Genomic DNA, 17,203 nt, shown 5'->3' with positions numbered 1-17,203 from the left:
GATCTTGGTAGCGATCCGCGAACGGTCCCGGAACGGGCGTGCGGACCGGGCCCGGCTTCGCGTACGGTTGACGGTCGCCCATGCACGTCAGAAGGGGGCCTTGGTGGCCGCGCAGAATGCCGCTGTCGACAGCACGGCGGATTCCGTCCGCGATCGGGAGATCGCGGTCGAGCAGACGCATCTCGACCGGGTGTACCGACGCCTTGAGGAGAAGATCCACGAGGCCGAGTTCCTGATGAACGACGCCGCCAAGCGCGGGCAGGTCGGCACGCCCGGCGCGCTCGCCGAGCGCGACGCGCAGGTCTTCCGCGCCGGGATCCACCTCAACCGGCTGAACAACGAGTTCGAGGACTTCCTGTTCGGCCGCGTCGACCTGGTCCTCGGAAAGGACGGCGAACGCGGCCCCGACGGGGCGTACACCTCGGTCGAGCCCGCCGACGACGCCATCCGCGCCGATCTCACGGCCGACATCGCCGAGACGCTGCACATCGGGCGCATCGGCGTGCTCGACTCCGACTACGCGCCGCTGGTGATCGACTGGCGGGCCCCGGCGGCCGCGCCGTTCTACCGGTCGACGCCGAAGGACCCGGGCCGCGTCGTGCGCCGCCGCGTGATCCGTTCCAAGGGCCGCAAGGTGCTCGGTGTCGAGGACGACCTGATGCGCCCCGAGGTCACCGCCTTCCTCGACGGGGAGGAACTGCCCGTCATCGGCGACGGCGCGCTGATGGCCGCGCTCGGGCGGGCCCGTACGCACTCCATGCGGGACATCGTCTCCTCCATCCAGGCCGAGCAGGACCTGGTGATCCGGGCTCCCGCCGCGTCCGTCGCGGAGGTGGCGGGCGGTCCGGGCACCGGGAAGACGGCCGTGGCCCTGCACCGCGCCGCCTACCTCCTCTACCAGGACCGGCGGCGTTACTCCGGCGGCATCCTCATCGTCTCGCCGACGCCGCTGCTCGTCGCGTACACCGAGGGCGTGCTGCCCTCCCTCGGCGAGGAGGGGCAGGTCGCCATCCGGGCGCTGGGTTCGCTGGTCGACGGCGCGGAGGCGACCACCTACGACGAACCCTCCGTGGCCCGGATCAAGGGCTCGTCCCGGATGCCCAAGGTGCTCCGGAAGGCGGTCCGGGGCGCGCTGGAGCTGGGGAACGCCCCGGACCGGCTGCGGGTCGTGGCCTTCGGGCGGCGCCAGGAGCTGGAGGCCGACGAACTGAACCGCATCCGGCAGAACGTGCTCGGCGGCACCGCGCCGGTCAACCTGCTGCGCCCGCGCGCCCGCAAGCTGCTGCTCGACGCCCTGTACGCGAAGTCCGGGGCCAACGGGCGGCACAGCGACCCGGAGCTGGCCGCCGACCTGCGTTCCGCGTTCGACGAGGACATCTCCACGGAAGACGCCTTCATCGACTTCCTGAACGCCTGGTGGCCCGAGCTGACGCCGCGCGGGGTGCTGGCCGCGATGGCCGACGAGCGCAGGCTCGGCCGGTGGTCGCGCCGGGACCTGAACCCGCGTGAGGCCCGGCAGCTCGCCCGCTCGCTGCGCAGGATCGGCCCCGAGGGCAAGGGGCCCCTGTCGGTGCACGACGTGGCGCTCCTGGACGAGCTCCAGCAGCTGCTGGGCGCACCCGCGCGGCCCCGTCGCAAGCGGGAGTTCGATCCGCTGGACCAGCTGAGCGGGCTGGAGGAGCTGATGCCGACCCGCGAGGAGACCCAGTGGGAGCGGGCGGAGCGGATCGCGGCGGAGCGGACCGAGTACGCGCACGTCATCGTGGACGAGGCGCAGGACCTGACGCCGATGCAGTGGCGGATGGTGGGCCGGCGGGGCCGGCACGGCACCTGGACGGTGGTGGGGGACCCCGCCCAGTCCTCCTGGACGGACCCGCAGGAGGCGGCGGCGGCGCGCGACGAGGCGCTCGGCACCCGGCCGCGCCGCCGGTTCACGCTGACCGTGAACTACCGCAACCCGGCGGAGGTCGCGGAGGTCGCCTCCCGCGTCCTGCGGCGGGCGATGCCGGGGATGGAGCCGCCTCGGGCGGTCCGTTCGACGGGCCTGGAGCCCCGTTTCACGGCCGCCGAGGGTGATCTGGGGCAGGCGGTGCGGGAGGAGACCCGCCGGCTGCTGGAGCAGGTGGACGGCACGGTCGGCGTGGTCGTGGCCATGGACCGGCGAGCGGAGGCCGCCGGCTGGCTGGTGGAGCTCGGCGGACGCGCGGTGGCGCTGGGCAGCCTGGAGGCGAAGGGCCTGGAGTACGACGCCACGGTGGTCGTCTCCCCGGCGGAGATCGCCGAGGAGTCGCCGGCCGGGCTGCGGGTGCTGTACGTGGCGCTGACGCGCGCGACGCAGCAGCTGACGGTGGTCTCCACCGCCCGGGACGAACCCGACGCCTCGGGCGTCGCCTCGCTGCTCGCCCCGGACGCGGGCTGATCCCGGGCCCACTGGGCCGGATGGCCCGCCGCCGGTGGTGTGGTGGCGGCAACGACTGCCGGGAGGGGGATCGCTTTCGGCGATCCTTTGTTAGCCTGGTTACGACACCGGCTCGATCCAAGCCCCCGGGCCCAACCTTCGTCGCCTAGAGCGACCACTTGCCGCGAGGCGAGCATGGCGGGTCGGTGTTCAAGCGTGAAGACAGGTCTGCCCCTCCGCCGTCGTGGAGGGGCAGACCTGTTTTGCGTGGGGCCGCCGGACGGCCGGGTGGCCGGAAATGGCCGCCGCCGGGGTTCCAGACCGTCTGGAAATCTCGTATGGTGGAAGAGTTCTTCCGAAATTTGTAGCTGGTTACCTTGTACCGGCTGGTAGGTGGGACGATCGGACAACAGGTCCTGCCGCACCCGCCATCTCCGGGTGGCGCAGCGGGGGGCCTGTGTACAGAAAAACCAGGGACAGAAGAGGAACACGGCCATGGCAACGGCGCCCAGCGTCTCGTACTCGATGACGGTCCGCTTGGAAGTGCCCGCGAGCGGAACCGCGGTCTCCCAGCTCACCACCGCCGTGGAGTCGTCCGGAGGATCGGTCACCGGTCTCGACGTCACCGCGTCCGGTCACGAGAAGCTCCGTATCGACGTCACCATCGCCGCGACCTCCACCGCGCACGCCGACGAGATCGTCGAGAAGCTGCGCGGCATCGAGGGCGTCAGCCTGGGCAAGGTCTCCGACCGCACCTTCCTGATGCACCTCGGCGGCAAGATCGAGATGTCGTCCAAGCACCCCATCCGCAACCGCGACGACCTCTCGATGATCTACACCCCCGGCGTCGCCCGCGTCTGCACGGCCATCGCCGAGAACCCCGAGGACGCGCGGCGCCTGACCATCAAGCGCAACTCCGTCGCAGTCGTGACGGACGGCTCCGCCGTACTGGGTCTGGGCAACATCGGCCCGATGGCCGCGCTGCCGGTCATGGAGGGCAAGGCGGCCCTCTTCAAGCGCTTCGCCGGCATCGACGCGTGGCCGATCTGCCTCGACACGCAGGACGCCGACGAGATCGTCGCCGTCGTCAAGGCCATCGCGCCCGGCTTCGCCGGCATCAACCTGGAGGACATCTCCGCGCCGCGCTGCTTCGAGATCGAGGCCCGGCTGCGCGAGGCCCTCGACATCCCCGTCTTCCACGACGACCAGCACGGCACCGCCATCGTCGTCCTCGCCGCCCTGACCAACGCGCTTCGCGTGGTGGGCAAGGCAGTTGGCGACATCAAGGTCGTCATGTCCGGCGCCGGCGCGGCCGGTACCGCCATCCTCAAGCTGCTCCTCGCGGCCGGGGTGAAGAACGCCGTCAGCGCCGACATCAACGGCGTGGTGCACGCGGGCCGCCCCGACCTGGTCGACGCGGCCCCCGACTCCCCGCTGCGCTGGATCGCCGACAACACCAACCCCGAGGGCTACACGGGCACCCTCAAGGAGGCCGTGGTCGGCGCCGACGTCTTCATCGGCGTCTCGGCCCCCAATGTCCTGAACGGCGAGGACGTGGCCGCCATGGCGGAGGGCGCGATCGTGTTCGCGCTCGCGAACCCCGACCCGGAAGTCGACCCGGCCGTCGCCCGTCAGACCGCCGCCGTCGTGGCCACCGGCCGCTCCGACTTCCCCAACCAGATCAACAACGTCCTGGTCTTCCCGGGCGTCTTCCGCGGCCTGCTGGACGCCCAGTCCCGGACCGTGGACACGGGCATGATGCTGGCCGCCGCCACCGCGCTGGCCGACGTCGTCGGCGAGGAAGAACTGAACGCGAACTACATCATCCCGTCGGTGTTCAACGACAAGGTCGCGGGCGCGGTCGCCGGCGCCGTCCGCAAGGCCGCCTCGGCCTCTGTGACGGCAGCCACCTCCGCCTGATCCCGGCGCGTCGCGGGATGCGGGCCCGGCCGGGCGCCTCTAGGGTTGCGGGGATGCCCGCGGGGCCCGCGATCCGCATCCACCGGTACGACGGGTGCGGACGGAGCGTCACCGCGGCGTGACTGTGGCGCTTTTCGTGTGACCCTGGCGGGTGCCGGATTGGCTTTCCCGCCGCTGGTGGGGGCAGGATGCGTAACCGGGCGAGAGGGTCTGACGTTCAGACCCGGGTCCGGGGACTGTCCGAGGGCCCTGGCAGCATCGGCTTCGATCTCACGCCTCTAAGGCAAGTTGAACACGGGAGTACAACATGAACCGCAGTGAGCTGGTGGCCGCTCTGTCCGAGCGCGCCGAGGTGACCCGCAAGGACGCCGACGCCGTTCTGGCCGCGCTCGCCGAGACCGTCGGCGAGATCGTCGCCAAGGGCGACGAGAAGGTCACCATCCCCGGCTTCCTGACCTTCGAGCGCACCCACCGTGCCGCTCGCACCGCGCGCAACCCGCAGACCGGCGACCCCATCCAGATCCCGGCCGGCTACAGCGTGAAGGTCTCCGCGGGCTCCAAGCTCAAGGAAGCCGCCAAGGGCAAGTAGTACCGCCCTTGTGCCGAGGGCCGCGCAGGCCCTCGGGACGGCAGTGGTACGTAGAACGGCGAAGGGCGGCCACCCCCGTGCGGGGTGGCCGCCCTTCGGCCTTCCCGGGGCCCTCGCGGACCCCGGGAACGGTGCGTGCTAGACGAGGTCGCCGTTCGGCAGTTCGACCTTCGCGCCGAGCTCCACGAGCTTCTCCATGAAGTTCTCGTAGCCGCGGTTGATGAGGTCGATGCCGTGCACCCGCGAGGTGCCCTCGGCCGCCAGCGCCGCGATCAGGTACGAGAACCCGCCGCGCAGGTCGGGGATGACCAGATCGGCGCCCTGGAGCCGGGTGGGACCGGACACGACCGCCGAGTGCAGGAAGTTGCGCTGCCCGAAGCGGCACGCCGAACCGCCCAGGCACTCGCGGTACAACTGGATGTGAGCACCCATCTGGTTGAGCGCGGAGGTGAAACCGAGCCGCGACTCGTACACCGTCTCGTGCACGATGGACAGGCCGGAAGCCTGCGTCAGGGCCACGACGAGCGGCTGCTGCCAGTCGGTCTGGAAGCCGGGGTGCACGTCCGTCTCCAGCGCGATCGCCTTGAGCGGGCCGCCCGGGTGCCAGAAGCGGATGCCCTCGTCGTCGATCTCGAACGCGCCGCCGACCCGCCGGAAGGTGTTCAGGAAGGTCATCATCGAGCGCTGCTGCGCGCCGCGGACGTAGATGTTGCCGCCGGTGGCCAGCGCCGCGGAAGCCCAGGAGGCGGCCTCCAGGCGGTCCGGGAGCGCCTTGTGGTTGTAGCCGGTGAGTTCGTCCACACCGGTGATCCGGATGGTCCGGTCGGTGTCGAGGGAGATGATCGCGCCCATCTTCTGCAGGACGCAGATGAGGTCTTCGATCTCGGGTTCGACGGCGGCGTTGCTGAGCTCGGTCACGCCCTCGGCCAGGACGGCCGTCAGGAGCACCTGTTCGGTCGAACCGACCGACGGGTAGGGCAGCCGGATCTTGCAGCCGCGCAGGCGCTGCGGCGCCTCCAGGTACTGGCCGCCCTCGCGCTTCTCGATGGTCGCGCCGAACTGGCGGAGCACGTCGAAGTGGAAGTCGATGGGACGGCCGCCGATGTCGCATCCGCCGAGGCCGGGGATGAAGGCGTGGCCGAGGCGGTGCAGCAGCGGGCCGCAGAACAGGATCGGGATCCGCGAGGATCCCGCGTGCGCGTCGATGTCGGCGACGTTGGCTGCCTCGACATACGTGGGGTCGAGGATCAGCTCGCCCGGCTCCTCGCCGGGGCGCACGGTGACGCCGTGCAGCTGGAGCAGACCGCGGACGACCCGGACGTCACGGATGTCGGGCACGTTGCGCAGCCGGCTGGGCGCGCTGCCGAGCAGAGCGGCCACCATGGCCTTCGGCACGAGGTTCTTCGCGCCGCGGACACGGATCTCGCCCTCGAGCGGGGTACCGCCGTGGACAAGCAGGACATCGTCAGTGCCGGTCATGGATCTCGCGTTCCGAAGAGGGACTCCCCGGCGAACAGGGGAGTGTGGGCAGGGGCCAGTGAAAAGGGTAAGGGGCACCACCCCCTTCTTCGTATGGCTGACGCGGCCGTAGGACTGTCATCCATTAGGCACGGCACCCGCTTGGCACCCACTGTGCGCGCGGCGTTGCGGAGTGTCGCCTTCCGGGCCGTTCGGAGCCGTTCGGAGCAGCCCGGGACCCTCCGGGGCGGTGCGAGGCCGTCGGGGTCGGCCCGCGAACGACGCCCGCCGGAGGGTCCCCGGCGCGCGTCCGGCGGTCCCGGCGCGATCCGATCCCCTCCCCGGGTCTCCCTCGGGGGCCGAAATGCGGGATCATGTCCGCATGACCGAGGTGTCCTCCCTCACAGGGCGGTTGCTCGTGGCCACCCCCGCCCTCGCGGACCCGAACTTCGACCGCGCGGTGGTGCTGCTGCTCGACCACGACGAGCAGGGCTCGCTCGGCGTCGTCCTCAACCGGCCCACCCCGGTGGGCGTCGTCGACATCCTGCTGCCCTGGGCGCCGCTGGCCGGCGACCCCGGGGTGGTGTTCCAGGGCGGACCGGTGGGGCTGGACTCGGCCCTCGGGATCGCGGTGATCCCGGGCGAGGAGGGGCCGCTGGGGTGGCGGCGGGTGCACGGGGCGATCGGGCTCGTCGACCTGGAGACGCCGCCGGAACTGCTGGCCGCGGCCCTGGGCTCGCTGCGGATCTTCGCCGGCTACTCCGGATGGGGACCCGGCCAGCTGGAGGCGGAGCTGGGCGAGGGCGCCTGGTACGTGGTCGACTCCGAGCCCGGCGACGTGTCCTTCCCGGACCCCGAACGGCTCTGGCGGGCGGTGCTGCGCCGCCAGCGCAGCGACCTCGCGATGGTCGCCACCTATCCGGACGACCCGTCGCTCAACTGACCCGCGCCGGGGTCGGTACCCTGGATTTCATGAGCACTCTTGAGCCCGAGCGCGGGACTGGTACGGGGACCCTCGTAGAGCCGACGCCGCAGGTGTCCCACGGCGACGGCGACCACGAGCGCTTCGCCCACTACGTCCAGAAGGACAAGATCATGGCGAGCGCGCTCGACGGCACCCCCGTCGTCGCGCTGTGCGGCAAGGTCTGGGTCCCGGGTCGCGACCCGAAGAAGTACCCGGTCTGCCCCATGTGCAAGGAGATCTACGAGTCCATGGGCGCCGGCGGCGACAAGGACAAGGGCGGCAAGGACAAGTAGGCCCCCGCGCGCACGCCCCGGCGCGCCGTCCGGGAGCGTGCCGTGGCGCGCGCAGGGCGGCTCCGAGGCGGGTACGGAAGCGGGCCCCCCGCCGCTCGCGCACCCGCCTCCTCGGCGGCACGGGCCCCCTCGGCGGCGCAGGCCTCGCGGGGCCGGGTAGCGCCCGGATGCTTCCGGGGGCGTTGCGCGCGCCAGTAGGGTCGGCCCGACGGGCGCCGCGCGGAACGGGTGTTGCGCGGGGCGCGACGCGCTGTCGCGAAGGGCCGAGCATGGACCTGATCCCCGAACCCCGGCGTGCCGACTTCCGCCCGGGCGCGCCACGACTGAGGCTGGGGCCCGCCACGACGTCGGCCGCCGGCCCCGGGACCGAGGGGGTGGCGGGTTGGCTGCGGCGGGAACTGGGGGCCGCCACCGGATTCGCCTTCCCCGAAGCGGCGCCGGGCGCGCGCGGCGACGTACGGCTCGCGCTGGACGCGGGCCTGGCGGGCGAGGAGTACCGGCTCGTGATCGCCGGGGACGGGGTGGAGCTGGCGGGCGGGTCGGCGGCCGGCGTGTTCTGGGGCGCCCAGACGCTGCGTCAACTGCTCGGCCCCGACGCCTACCGCCGGGCCCCGCTGCCGGGACGCGTCTGGGAACTCCCGCACGGGGTGGTGGACGACGGCCCCCGCTTCGGATGGCGCGGGATGATGCTCGACGTCGCCCGGCACTTCATGCCCAAGGACGGCGTGCTGCGCTACATCGACCTGCTCGCGGCGCACAAGCTGAACGTCCTGCACCTGCACCTGACCGACGATCAGGGGTGGCGGGTGGAGATCAAGCGCCACCCGAGACTCACCGAAGTCGGCGCGTGGCGGCCGCGCAGCCGCTGGGGCCACCGCGCCTCGCCCCTGTGGAACGAGACGCCGCACGGCGGGCACTACACCCAGGACGACATCCGCGAGATCGTCGCCTACGCGGCGCAGCGCCACGTCCGGGTGGTTCCCGAGATCGACGTGCCGGGGCACTCGCAGGCGGCCATCGCGGCCTATCCCGAGTTGGGGAACACCGACGTCGTGGACACGGCCGCGCTGGGCGTGTGGGACGACTGGGGCGTCAGCGAGAACGTACTGGCGCCCTCCGAGGCGGTACTGCGCTTCTACGAAGGGGTTTTCGAGGAGTTGCTGGAGCTGTTCCCGGCGGAGGTCTCGCCCTTCGTGCACGTGGGCGGCGACGAGTGCCCCAAGGCACAGTGGCGGGCGTCCGCGGCGGCGCAGGCACGCATCCGCGAGTTGGGACTCGACGGGGAGGACGGCCTCCAGTCCTGGTTCATCCGGCACTTCGACCGCTGGCTCGCCGAGCGCGGCCGACGCCTGATCGGATGGGACGAGATCCTGGAGGGCGGCCTGGCACCGGGCGCGGCGGTGTCCTCCTGGCGCGGTTACGCCGGCGGCGTCGCCGCGGCCGAGGCGGGCCACGACGTGGTGATGTGCCCCCAGGAACACGTGTACTTGGACCACCGCCAGGCGGCCGGCCCCGATGAGCCGATGCCGATCGGATACGTGCGGACCCTGGCCGACGTGTACCGCTTCGAGCCGGTTCCTCCGACATTGTCGCCGGAGGCGGCGGCGCACGTTTTGGGCGCGCAGGCCAACTTGTGGACCGAGGTGACGGAAAACCAGAGCCGCGTCGACTACCAGGCGTTCCCCCGGTTGGCCGCTTTCGCCGAGGTGGTGTGGTCGCGACTGCCGGAGCCGGCGAAGCGGGACGCGGAGGCCTTCGAGGCGCGGATGGCCGGCCACTACGCGCGGCTCGACGCGCTCGGGGTGGACTACCGGCCGCCCGGGGGGCCGTCGCCCCGGCAGCGGCGCCCGGGTGTGCGCGGACGGCCGATCGAAGGGGAGCCCCCAATCGTGTGACCCGGGCAACCGGTTCGCGGTGGAGCGCCGGACGGGGTGCTTCGCAGGGTTTCGCAAGCGTTCCGGTGGGTTGGGAAAACTTGCGGGATTTGTCGGAATTCTTTGCCGATTCGGCCGAAACCCGGCGAAAGCGGGGGACTTGTGGGGTCACGGCGAAGGTGGCGGGGGCGCGCGTGCTGCGAGGGCGACCCTCGCGCCGGGAGACCCGGAAGATGTGCCAGAGTTGCCACGTCCCGGCGGTGAGCACGTACCGTACGGCGGACAGGCGTGAGCGCCGGGACCGGGACATCGGGAAGGGGCAGCTGGGTTGACCACGCACGCACCGCATGCACTGCACACACCGCATTCACCTCAGGGGCCTCAGGGGCCTCAGGCGGTGCAGTCCGTCACGCTGCCGACCTCGCTCGACGAGGCGGTCGCGGCACTCACCGCCATGCCCGCCGCCGTGCCCGTGGCCGGTGGCACCGACCTGATGGCCGCCGTCAACGCGGGACTGCTGCGGCCGGCCGCGCTCGTCGGCCTCGGCCGGATCAACGAGATCCGCGGCTGGCAGTACCAGGACGGCCACGCGCTGCTCGGCGCGGGGCTCACCCACGCCCGGATGGGGCGGCCGGATTTCGCCGCCCTCATCCCGGCGCTCGCTGCCGCCGCACGGGCCGCCGGGCCGCCGCAGATCCGCAACGCGGGCACTCTCGGTGGGAACATCGCCTCGGCCGCCCCGACCGGTGACGCGCTGCCGGTGCTGGCGGCGCTGGAGGCGGTCCTCGTCATCGTCGGGCCCGGTGGCCTCGGCGACTCGGGCGTGGCCCGGCGGGAGATCCCGGTCTCCCACCTGCTGGCCGGGCGCGAGATGCTGCGGCCGGGCGAGCTGATCGGCTTCGTCCGGGTGCCGCTGCTGCACGCGCCGCAGGTGTTCCTGAAGGCGACGGGGCGCACCGGCCCGGGGCGCGCGGTGGCGTCCGTGGGGCTTGTTCTGGACCCCGCGCGCCGGGGTGTGCGCTGCGCGATCGGCGCGGTCGCGCCGATGCCGCTGCGGCCGCTGGAGGCCGAGCAGTGGGTGGCCTCGCTGATCGACTGGGACGGCGAACGCGGCCTGGCCCCCGAGGCGCTGGAGGCGTTCGGCGAGTACGTCGCGGCCGCCTGCGTGCCCGACCAGGGGGAACCGGTGGCCGCCGGGGTACTGCATCTGCGGCGGACGGTGGCCGTACTGGCACGGAGGGCCCTGGGGAGGGCGCTGACCTCATGAGTGAGAACGAGAACGTGAGCGGAACGACCGGGGGCGCGGGCTCCGCGGGGACCGCCGCAGGCGCGGACGCGGCGGGTCACGCCGGGGCCGCCTGGGGCTGGGAACCGGTGCCGCAGGGCGGCGAGTACGACTCCGAGGCCACGGCCTTCGTGAAGCTGCCGCAGGACATGCTGGACGCCCTCGACGGCGGGGAGCCGCTGGCGGCGCCCGGGCACGGGTACGTGCCCCCGCCGATGATCGTGCCGCTGGGCTCGGCCAGTACGGACCCCTCGGCCACCGGTACGTGGACGATGCCGACGCCCTGGCCCGAGGCGGCCGGTACGGACGGTGGCGCGGGTGCCGCTCCGGCGCGCGCGCCGATCCCGGCCTCGATCCCGCTCCCGGCCTCGGTGGCGGCGGCGTTCGCCGATGGCGCGCGGGACGACGCGGGCCCCGGACAGGACGCGGGACACCGGCCGGACGGCTACCAACAGGACGGCTACCAGTCGGACGGCTACCAGTCGGACGGATACCGGCCGGACGGGAGCCGGCAGGACGGGTACCGGCCGGACACCGGACACGAGCCCGACCCGGGGTCCACGGCCGAATGGCACTTCCCGGGCGCGGAACAGGCCGAGGACCCGCAGGCCACCGGTCAGTGGGCGTTCGGGGCCGGTACGGCGTCCTCCGACTGGAGCCAGGCCCCGGCGACCCTGCCGGGCGGCGCCGCGGCGCCCTGGGCGACGCCGGCGTACGACACCTCGATGAGCTCCGGCGTGTTGCCGGGCGCGGAAGACCCGGGCCCGGCGGATGGTGCGCCGGGGCGCGGTCCCCGCGTGCTGGGCGGCCCCGGCGTGGGCACGCCGCTGCCGGAGTCGGTCCCGCTGCCGGAGTCGGTCTCGATGACCGGGTCGGTCCCGGTGTCGGGTGCCGGGTCGATGGGGGAGCCGGAGCCGGAGCCCGCCGTGTACGCCGCTCCGGACATCGACGCGGCCCACGGGGCGGCGCGGATGCCGGTCGAGGAGGAACGGCCGCGTCCGGTGGGCGCGGAGGCCGGGCCCGGGGACGGGCACGGATTCGCGGGGTCGATGGCGGAGTCCGGCACGGGACCGGAGCCCCGGCCGGCGCACGGATCGGAGCCCGAGGCGGCGCACGGGTCGGAGCCCGAGGCGGGGCACGGGTTCGGCGCTCCCGGGGCCGGGCCGGAGCCGGGGCACGGGCCGGAGCCGGAGCCGGAGCTTGGGCACACCTTCGGCGGGGCCGCGCAGGTGCCGGTGGGCGAAGCCGCCGCGGTGTACGCGCCGGGTGCGGGAAACACCGACAGCGGCGAGGCACTCCCGGGTGCGGACACCACCGCCGGTTTCCCGGCCGGGGACGCGACGTACGACGACATCCCCATCGACACCCCCGCCCCGCACCACGAGCACCCGCTCGCCTCGTACGTCCTGCGCGTCAACGGGGCCGACCGGCCCGTCACCGGTGCGTGGATCGGCGAATCCCTCCTGTACGTGCTGCGCGAACGCCTCGGGCTGGCCGGCGCCAAGGACGGCTGCTCGCAGGGCGAGTGCGGGGCCTGCGCGGTGCAGGTCGACGGACGCCTCGTCGCGTCCTGCCTGGTCCCGGCCGCGACGGCCGCGTCCAGCGAGGTCCGCACCGTCGAGGGGCTCGCGACGGACGGGGAACTCTCCGACGTGCAGCAGGCGTTGTGCAGGTCGGGTGCGGTGCAGTGCGGTTTCTGCGTACCGGGCATGGCCATGACCATCCACGACCTGCTGGAAGGCAACCACGCCCCCAGCGAGCTGGAGACCCGGCAGGCGCTCTGCGGCAACCTCTGCCGCTGCTCCGGCTACAAGGGCGTCATCGAGGCGGTCCGCGAGGTCGTGGCCGAGCGCGAGGCCGTCACCGCGGACGACTCGGCGACCGCCGAGCCCCGCATCCCGCACCAGGCCGCACCGGGCGAGGGCGGCATCCACCACAACGGAGGCATGGCGTGAGCGGGCACGACGCGGCCACGACCACCCTGATGACGACGACGGTGGCGACCGGCGGCAGCAGCGGGGAGGAAGCCCCCGAAGTCCTGCGCGGAATCGGGGTCTCCGTCCCCTCCGCGCACGCCCGCGCCAAGACCGAGGGCACCTTCCCCTACGCCGCCGACCTGTGGGCCGAGGGCCTGCTCTGGGCCGCCGTGCTCCGCTCCCCGCACGCCCACGCCCGCATCCTCTCCATCGACACCACGGCCGCCGCCGCCATGCCCGGCGTGCGCGCCGTCGTCACCCACGCCGACGTCCCCGGCGCCACCACCCACGGCCGCCGCATCGCCGACCGGCCCGTCTTCGCCCACGACGTGGTCCGCCACCACGGCGAGCCCATCGCCGCCGTCGCCGCCGACCACCCCGACACGGCGCGCCTCGCCGCGGCCGCCATCACGGTCGAGTACGAGCCGCTGGACGCGATCACCGACCCCGAGCACTCCTTCGGCGCCCCGCCCCTGCACCCCGACGGCAACCTGATCCGACACATCCCGCTGCGCTACGGCGACCCCGAGGCCACCGGCGAGGTGGTCGTCGAGGGCCTGTACCGGATCGGCCGCCAGGACCCCGCACCCATCGGCGCCGAGGCCGGGCTGGCCGTGCCGCGACCCGACGGGGGAGTGGAGATCTACACCGCCTCCACCGACCCGCACACCGACCGCGACCTGGCCGCGGCCTGCTTCGGGCTGGAGCCGGACCGGGTACGGGTCGTCGTCACCGGCGTCCCGGGCGCGACGGCCGACCGCGAGGACCCCGCCTTCCAACTCCCGCTCGGGCTGCTGGCGCTCCGCACGGGCTGCCCGGTGAAGCTGGCCGCCACCCGCGAGGAGTCCTTCCTCGGCCACGCCCACCGCCACCCGACGCTGCTGCGCTACCGCCACCACGCGGACGCGGAGGGCCGACTGGTCAAGGTCGAGGCCCAGATCCTGATGGACGCGGGCGCCTACGCCGACGCCTCCGCGGAGTCCCTCGCGGCGGCCGTGGCCTTCGCGTGCGGCCCGTACGTCGTGCCGCACGCCTTCGTCGAGGGCTGGGCGGTACGCACCAACAACCCGCCCTCCGGACACGTGCGGGGCGAGGGCGCGATGCAGGTGTGCGCCGCTTACGAGGGCCAGATGGACAAGCTGGCCGCCGCGCTCGGCATCGACGGCGCGGAACTGCGGATGCGCAACGTACTGGCCACGGGCGACCTGCTGCCGACGGGGCAGACGGTGACCTGCCCGGCGCCGGTCGCGGAACTCCTGCGTTCCGTACGCGACTTCCCCCTTCCCCCACTCCCGAAGGACACCCCGGAGGAGGAGTGGCTGCTGCCGGGCGGCCCGGAGGGCGCCGGCGAGCCGGGCGCGGTCCGGCGCGGGGTCGGGTACGGCGTGGGCATGGTGCACATGCTCGGAGCGGAGGGGGCCGACGAGGTCTCCACCGCCACCGTGAAGGTGGTCGACGGCGTGGCGACCGTCATCTGCGCGGCCGTCGACACCGGCCAGGGCTTCTCGACGCTCGCCCGCCAGATCGTCCAGGAGATCCTGGGCGTGGAGGAGGTCGTGACGGCCCCGGTCGACACCGACCAGCCGCCGGCCGGTCCGGCGGCGCACGGCCGCCACACCTGGGTGTCGGGGGGCGCGGTCGAGCGGGCCGCGAAGATGGTCCGCACCCAACTCCTCCAGCCGATGGCCCACAAGCTGGGGATGTCGACGGAGCTCCTCCAGATCCAGGACGGCCGGATCACGTCGTACGACGGCGCGTTCTCCACCACGGTGGCGGAGGCCATGACAGGCAAGGAACTCTGGGCGACGGCCCAGTGCCGCCCCCACCCGACCGAACCCCTGGACGAGCACGGCCAGGGCGACGCCTTCGTAGGCCTCGCGTTCTGCGCGATCCGCGCGGTGGTGGACGTCGACGTGGAGCTCGGCTCGGTGCGTGTGGTCGAACTGGCCGTGGCGCAGGACGTGGGCCGGATCCTCAACCCCGCCCAGCTGGAGGCCCGTATCGAAGCGGGCGTCACGCAGGGCGTGGGCGCTGCGCTGACCGAAAACCTCCGCTCGGTGGCGGGGGTGATCCGCCACCCCGACCTGACCGGCTACGCCCTGCCGACGTCGCTGGACGCCCCGGCGGTGCGGATCGTGAAGCTGGTGGAAGAGCGGGACGTGGTGGCCCCGTTCGGCGCGAAGGCGGCGAGCGCGGTCCCGGTGGTGACGACCCCGGCGGCCATCGCCTCGGCGGTCCGATCGGCGACGGGCCGCCCGGTGAACAGGCTCCCGATCCGGCCATCGGCGGCGGTTGCGGTACCGAACTCCTGACCCCCTGACCGGGGTTGGGGCCCGGTCGACCCCGCCTTGCAGGTGCAACCCGGCGCTTGGGGCTGTCGGCGCCGGTCGCTAGAGTGATCGGTACGGGGGCGGGGACGCTGTGCGGGCGCCGCTCCCGAAGGGGTTCACGGGGATGACGGGGAGTCGGGGAGGCCATCGTGGCGGAGGAGAACGGCGGGCTGGCAGGCATCGTCGGCGCGAGCAACGGCCTGGCGGACGCGATCATGCGCCAGGCGAAGGCGCTGGAAGTCGAGTACGAAACGCTGAACGGCTTCAAGAAGCTGGTCGACGCCCAGCTCAAGAAGCTCGGCGGCTCCCAGGCGGACCCGAACAAGCTCCAGGACGGCACGCTGCCGGCGGGAACGCTGGGCACAGGGTTCGCGGAGGCGGACGCGCTGTTCAAGGCATACGGGACCGTGCACACGCAGCTGACGACCCTGTCGAAGGGCCTGGCGGACCAGATCGAGGGTCTCGGGATCGCGATCCTCACGGGCGGCAAGGGGTTCGCGGACATGGACGAGGAGACGCGGCAGCGGATGCTGGCGATCGCGCAGCGGGCGAAGGAACACTACGTCCGCGACCGCGATCCCTCGGCCGGGCACGACCAGCCGCAGCAGCAACCGCAGGGCGGCCAGACACCCACGCCGGCGCCGAGCAAGACGGAGGTCGATTACTGATGGTGACGAGCTTCGACGGCTACACCCACGAACAGCTCATGGCGATGATCGCCTCGATCAAGCCGGAGGTGGTCCGCGCCCGGGCGACCCAGCTTGAGGAAGCCGCCATCGCGATCAAGGAGATCGGCGAGAACCTCAAGAACCACAAGGTGTCGGGCTGGGAAGGCGAGGCCGCGACGTCCTTCCAGACCTGGGTGAACTCGGCGGGCAACGCGACGCTGCGTCTGGCGGACTACAGCAAGGACGCCTCGAAGTGGATGACGATCGCGACGCAGCACATGTACGAGGCCCAGACCACACCGGGCGTCGACACGTCGGCCAAGGAAAACCTGGAGGCCGCGCGCAAGTTCCATAACGACCCGGACTCGGCGAAGATCGGCTCACTGGCGGCGCAGAAGCTGGAGGCGGACCGCCTCCAGGCGGTGCAGCAGCTGAAGAAGCTGGCAGAGTCGTACGACGAGTCGTCGCGCAACATGAACGCGGCGCAGGCCCCGACGTTCCCGCCGCCGCCGGCGCGCTTCGTACCAGGCGGGGACTATGCCGTCACCTCCTCCGATGTGGCGCGCCCGGGCACTGGGCCTAGCGATAGCTCTGACTCGGGCGTCGGTTCCGGGTACACGACATCGACACCGGGCAGCAGCGGGAGCGCAAGTAAGTCCGCATACCACCCGCACTCCGGATCGGAACTGCCCCCAACTGTGGCTCCGACAACCGGAGGACTTCAGCCAGCTCCCGACCGTAACGTCAACGTAGACCTGAACACCGTCGGCACGCTGCCGCCTGCGAGCCTTCCTCCGACGGTTAATCTGCCGACTGGCCCGGGGCCGGTCGTTCCGAGAGGCGGCCCTTCCCCTCTTCAGGTAGTTCCCCCGCTTACGCTTCCCCCGACCACCAACTCGGCCAAGCCGGTCGGCGGAGGTACATTCCCGCGTCCGACCATGCCTCCCGGCAAGGCCAGCGGCAGCCTCGGGTTGCCTCCGCGCGAGACCGGCATCGTCGGCGGGCGCCCGGTGACGCCCCGAGGGCCTAGCGCGGGTATCCCGCGCGGTACGGTCATCGGCGCGGAAGGTTCCCAGATGGGACGCGGAATGACGGGCGGTGGCATGGGAAGCGGCATGAGTGGTCCCCACGGGGGCCCTGGTGCAACTGCGGGCCGTCGACTGGCCATGGAGCCGGGCGGGGTCGTCGGCGGCCGTCAGACCGGCATCGGCGGGCAGTCAGCCACAGGTGGTCGACCGTTCACCCAAGGCGGCTCCGGCCTTGTACGCAACGGGACGGGAGCTGGTCCCGTCGCAGGCGCCGGTAGTCATGCCCCGGGTAAGCGGCGCGACGGCCGAGGGGGCGAACGCCCCGATTACCTGGCTGAGGACGAAGAAACCTGGCAGGCGGATCGCCCTACTATGCCGCCAGTGATCGACTGAGCAGAACGGACGTTGCACGGGATGCGC

The 17,203-nt window shown here is 72.8% G+C and carries 12 protein-coding genes; 11 read left to right on the top strand and 1 reads right to left on the bottom strand.

Annotated features, from left to right (window positions below; translation table 11 throughout):
* The first annotated feature begins 103 nt into the window (after window positions 1–103).
* From E6R62_RS17890 to E6R62_RS17880, 3 genes are all read left to right on the top strand, one after another.
* Window positions 104–2,419 carry a UvrD-helicase domain-containing protein gene (locus tag E6R62_RS17890; RefSeq protein WP_136214435.1) on the top strand — a complete coding sequence of 772 codons (2,316 nt, stop codon included), beginning with the start codon at window positions 104–106 and terminating at the stop codon, window positions 2,417–2,419.
* 474 nt (window positions 2,420–2,893) lie between these two features.
* Complete coding sequence (locus tag E6R62_RS17885) at window positions 2,894–4,318, top strand: NAD-dependent malic enzyme (RefSeq protein WP_136214434.1); 1,425 nt, start codon at window positions 2,894–2,896, stop codon at window positions 4,316–4,318.
* A gap of 307 nt (window positions 4,319–4,625) precedes the next feature.
* On the top strand, window positions 4,626–4,907 hold the full coding sequence (locus E6R62_RS17880) for an HU family DNA-binding protein (RefSeq protein ID WP_007264399.1): 282 nt from the start codon (window positions 4,626–4,628) through the stop codon (window positions 4,905–4,907).
* Window positions 4,908–5,045: 138 nt separating this feature from the next.
* Here the strand turns inward: E6R62_RS17880 and murA are convergent, their stop codons facing one another.
* The gene (murA, locus tag E6R62_RS17875) at window positions 5,046–6,386 is read right to left on the bottom strand and encodes a UDP-N-acetylglucosamine 1-carboxyvinyltransferase (protein WP_136214433.1); all 1,341 of its coding nucleotides are present in this window, start codon (window positions 6,384–6,386) and stop codon (window positions 5,046–5,048) included.
* 361 nt (window positions 6,387–6,747) lie between these two features.
* Between murA and E6R62_RS17870 the strand changes: the two genes are divergently transcribed.
* The 8 genes from E6R62_RS17870 (at window position 6,748) to E6R62_RS17835 (ending at window position 17,176) form a co-directional block, all read left to right on the top strand.
* Window positions 6,748–7,308: a YqgE/AlgH family protein gene (locus E6R62_RS17870; RefSeq protein WP_136214432.1), complete on the top strand. Its 561-nt coding sequence runs from the start codon at window positions 6,748–6,750 to the stop codon at window positions 7,306–7,308.
* Between the two features lie 29 nt (window positions 7,309–7,337).
* A complete protein-coding gene (locus E6R62_RS17865) occupies window positions 7,338–7,622 on the top strand; it encodes a DUF3039 domain-containing protein (RefSeq protein WP_007264396.1) in 285 nt (94 codons plus the stop codon).
* Between the two features lie 269 nt (window positions 7,623–7,891).
* Complete coding sequence (locus E6R62_RS17860) at window positions 7,892–9,517, top strand: beta-N-acetylhexosaminidase (RefSeq protein ID WP_136214431.1); 1,626 nt, start codon at window positions 7,892–7,894, stop codon at window positions 9,515–9,517.
* A gap of 331 nt (window positions 9,518–9,848) precedes the next feature.
* Complete coding sequence (locus E6R62_RS17855; RefSeq protein WP_136214472.1) at window positions 9,849–10,763, top strand: xanthine dehydrogenase family protein subunit M; 915 nt, start codon at window positions 9,849–9,851, stop codon at window positions 10,761–10,763.
* Window positions 10,760–12,736, top strand: coding sequence for a 2Fe-2S iron-sulfur cluster-binding protein (locus tag E6R62_RS39575; RefSeq protein ID WP_168714091.1), 1,977 nt, complete (start codon window positions 10,760–10,762; stop codon window positions 12,734–12,736). The genes E6R62_RS17855 and E6R62_RS39575 overlap by 4 nt, the downstream gene beginning before the upstream one ends.
* Before the next feature lie 29 nt (window positions 12,737–12,765).
* Window positions 12,766–15,069 (top strand): xanthine dehydrogenase family protein molybdopterin-binding subunit, encoded by a 2,304-nt coding sequence (locus E6R62_RS17845; RefSeq protein ID WP_136214471.1) that lies wholly within the window; start codon window positions 12,766–12,768, stop codon window positions 15,067–15,069.
* A gap of 167 nt (window positions 15,070–15,236) precedes the next feature.
* On the top strand, window positions 15,237–15,755 hold the full coding sequence (locus E6R62_RS17840) for a DUF2563 family protein (RefSeq protein ID WP_240801733.1): 519 nt from the start codon (window positions 15,237–15,239) through the stop codon (window positions 15,753–15,755).
* Complete coding sequence (locus E6R62_RS17835; protein ID WP_136214430.1) at window positions 15,755–17,176, top strand: WXG100 family type VII secretion target; 1,422 nt, start codon at window positions 15,755–15,757, stop codon at window positions 17,174–17,176. The genes E6R62_RS17840 and E6R62_RS17835 overlap by 1 nt, the downstream gene beginning before the upstream one ends.
* The last annotated feature ends 27 nt before the right edge of the window (window positions 17,177–17,203 follow it).

The organism is Streptomyces sp. A1136 (assembly GCF_004795055.1).
Lineage (GTDB): Bacteria > Actinomycetota > Actinomycetes > Streptomycetales > Streptomycetaceae > Streptomyces.
Note: the sequence above shows the minus strand (reverse complement) of the source record. Positions and strands in the feature narration are given on the sequence as shown.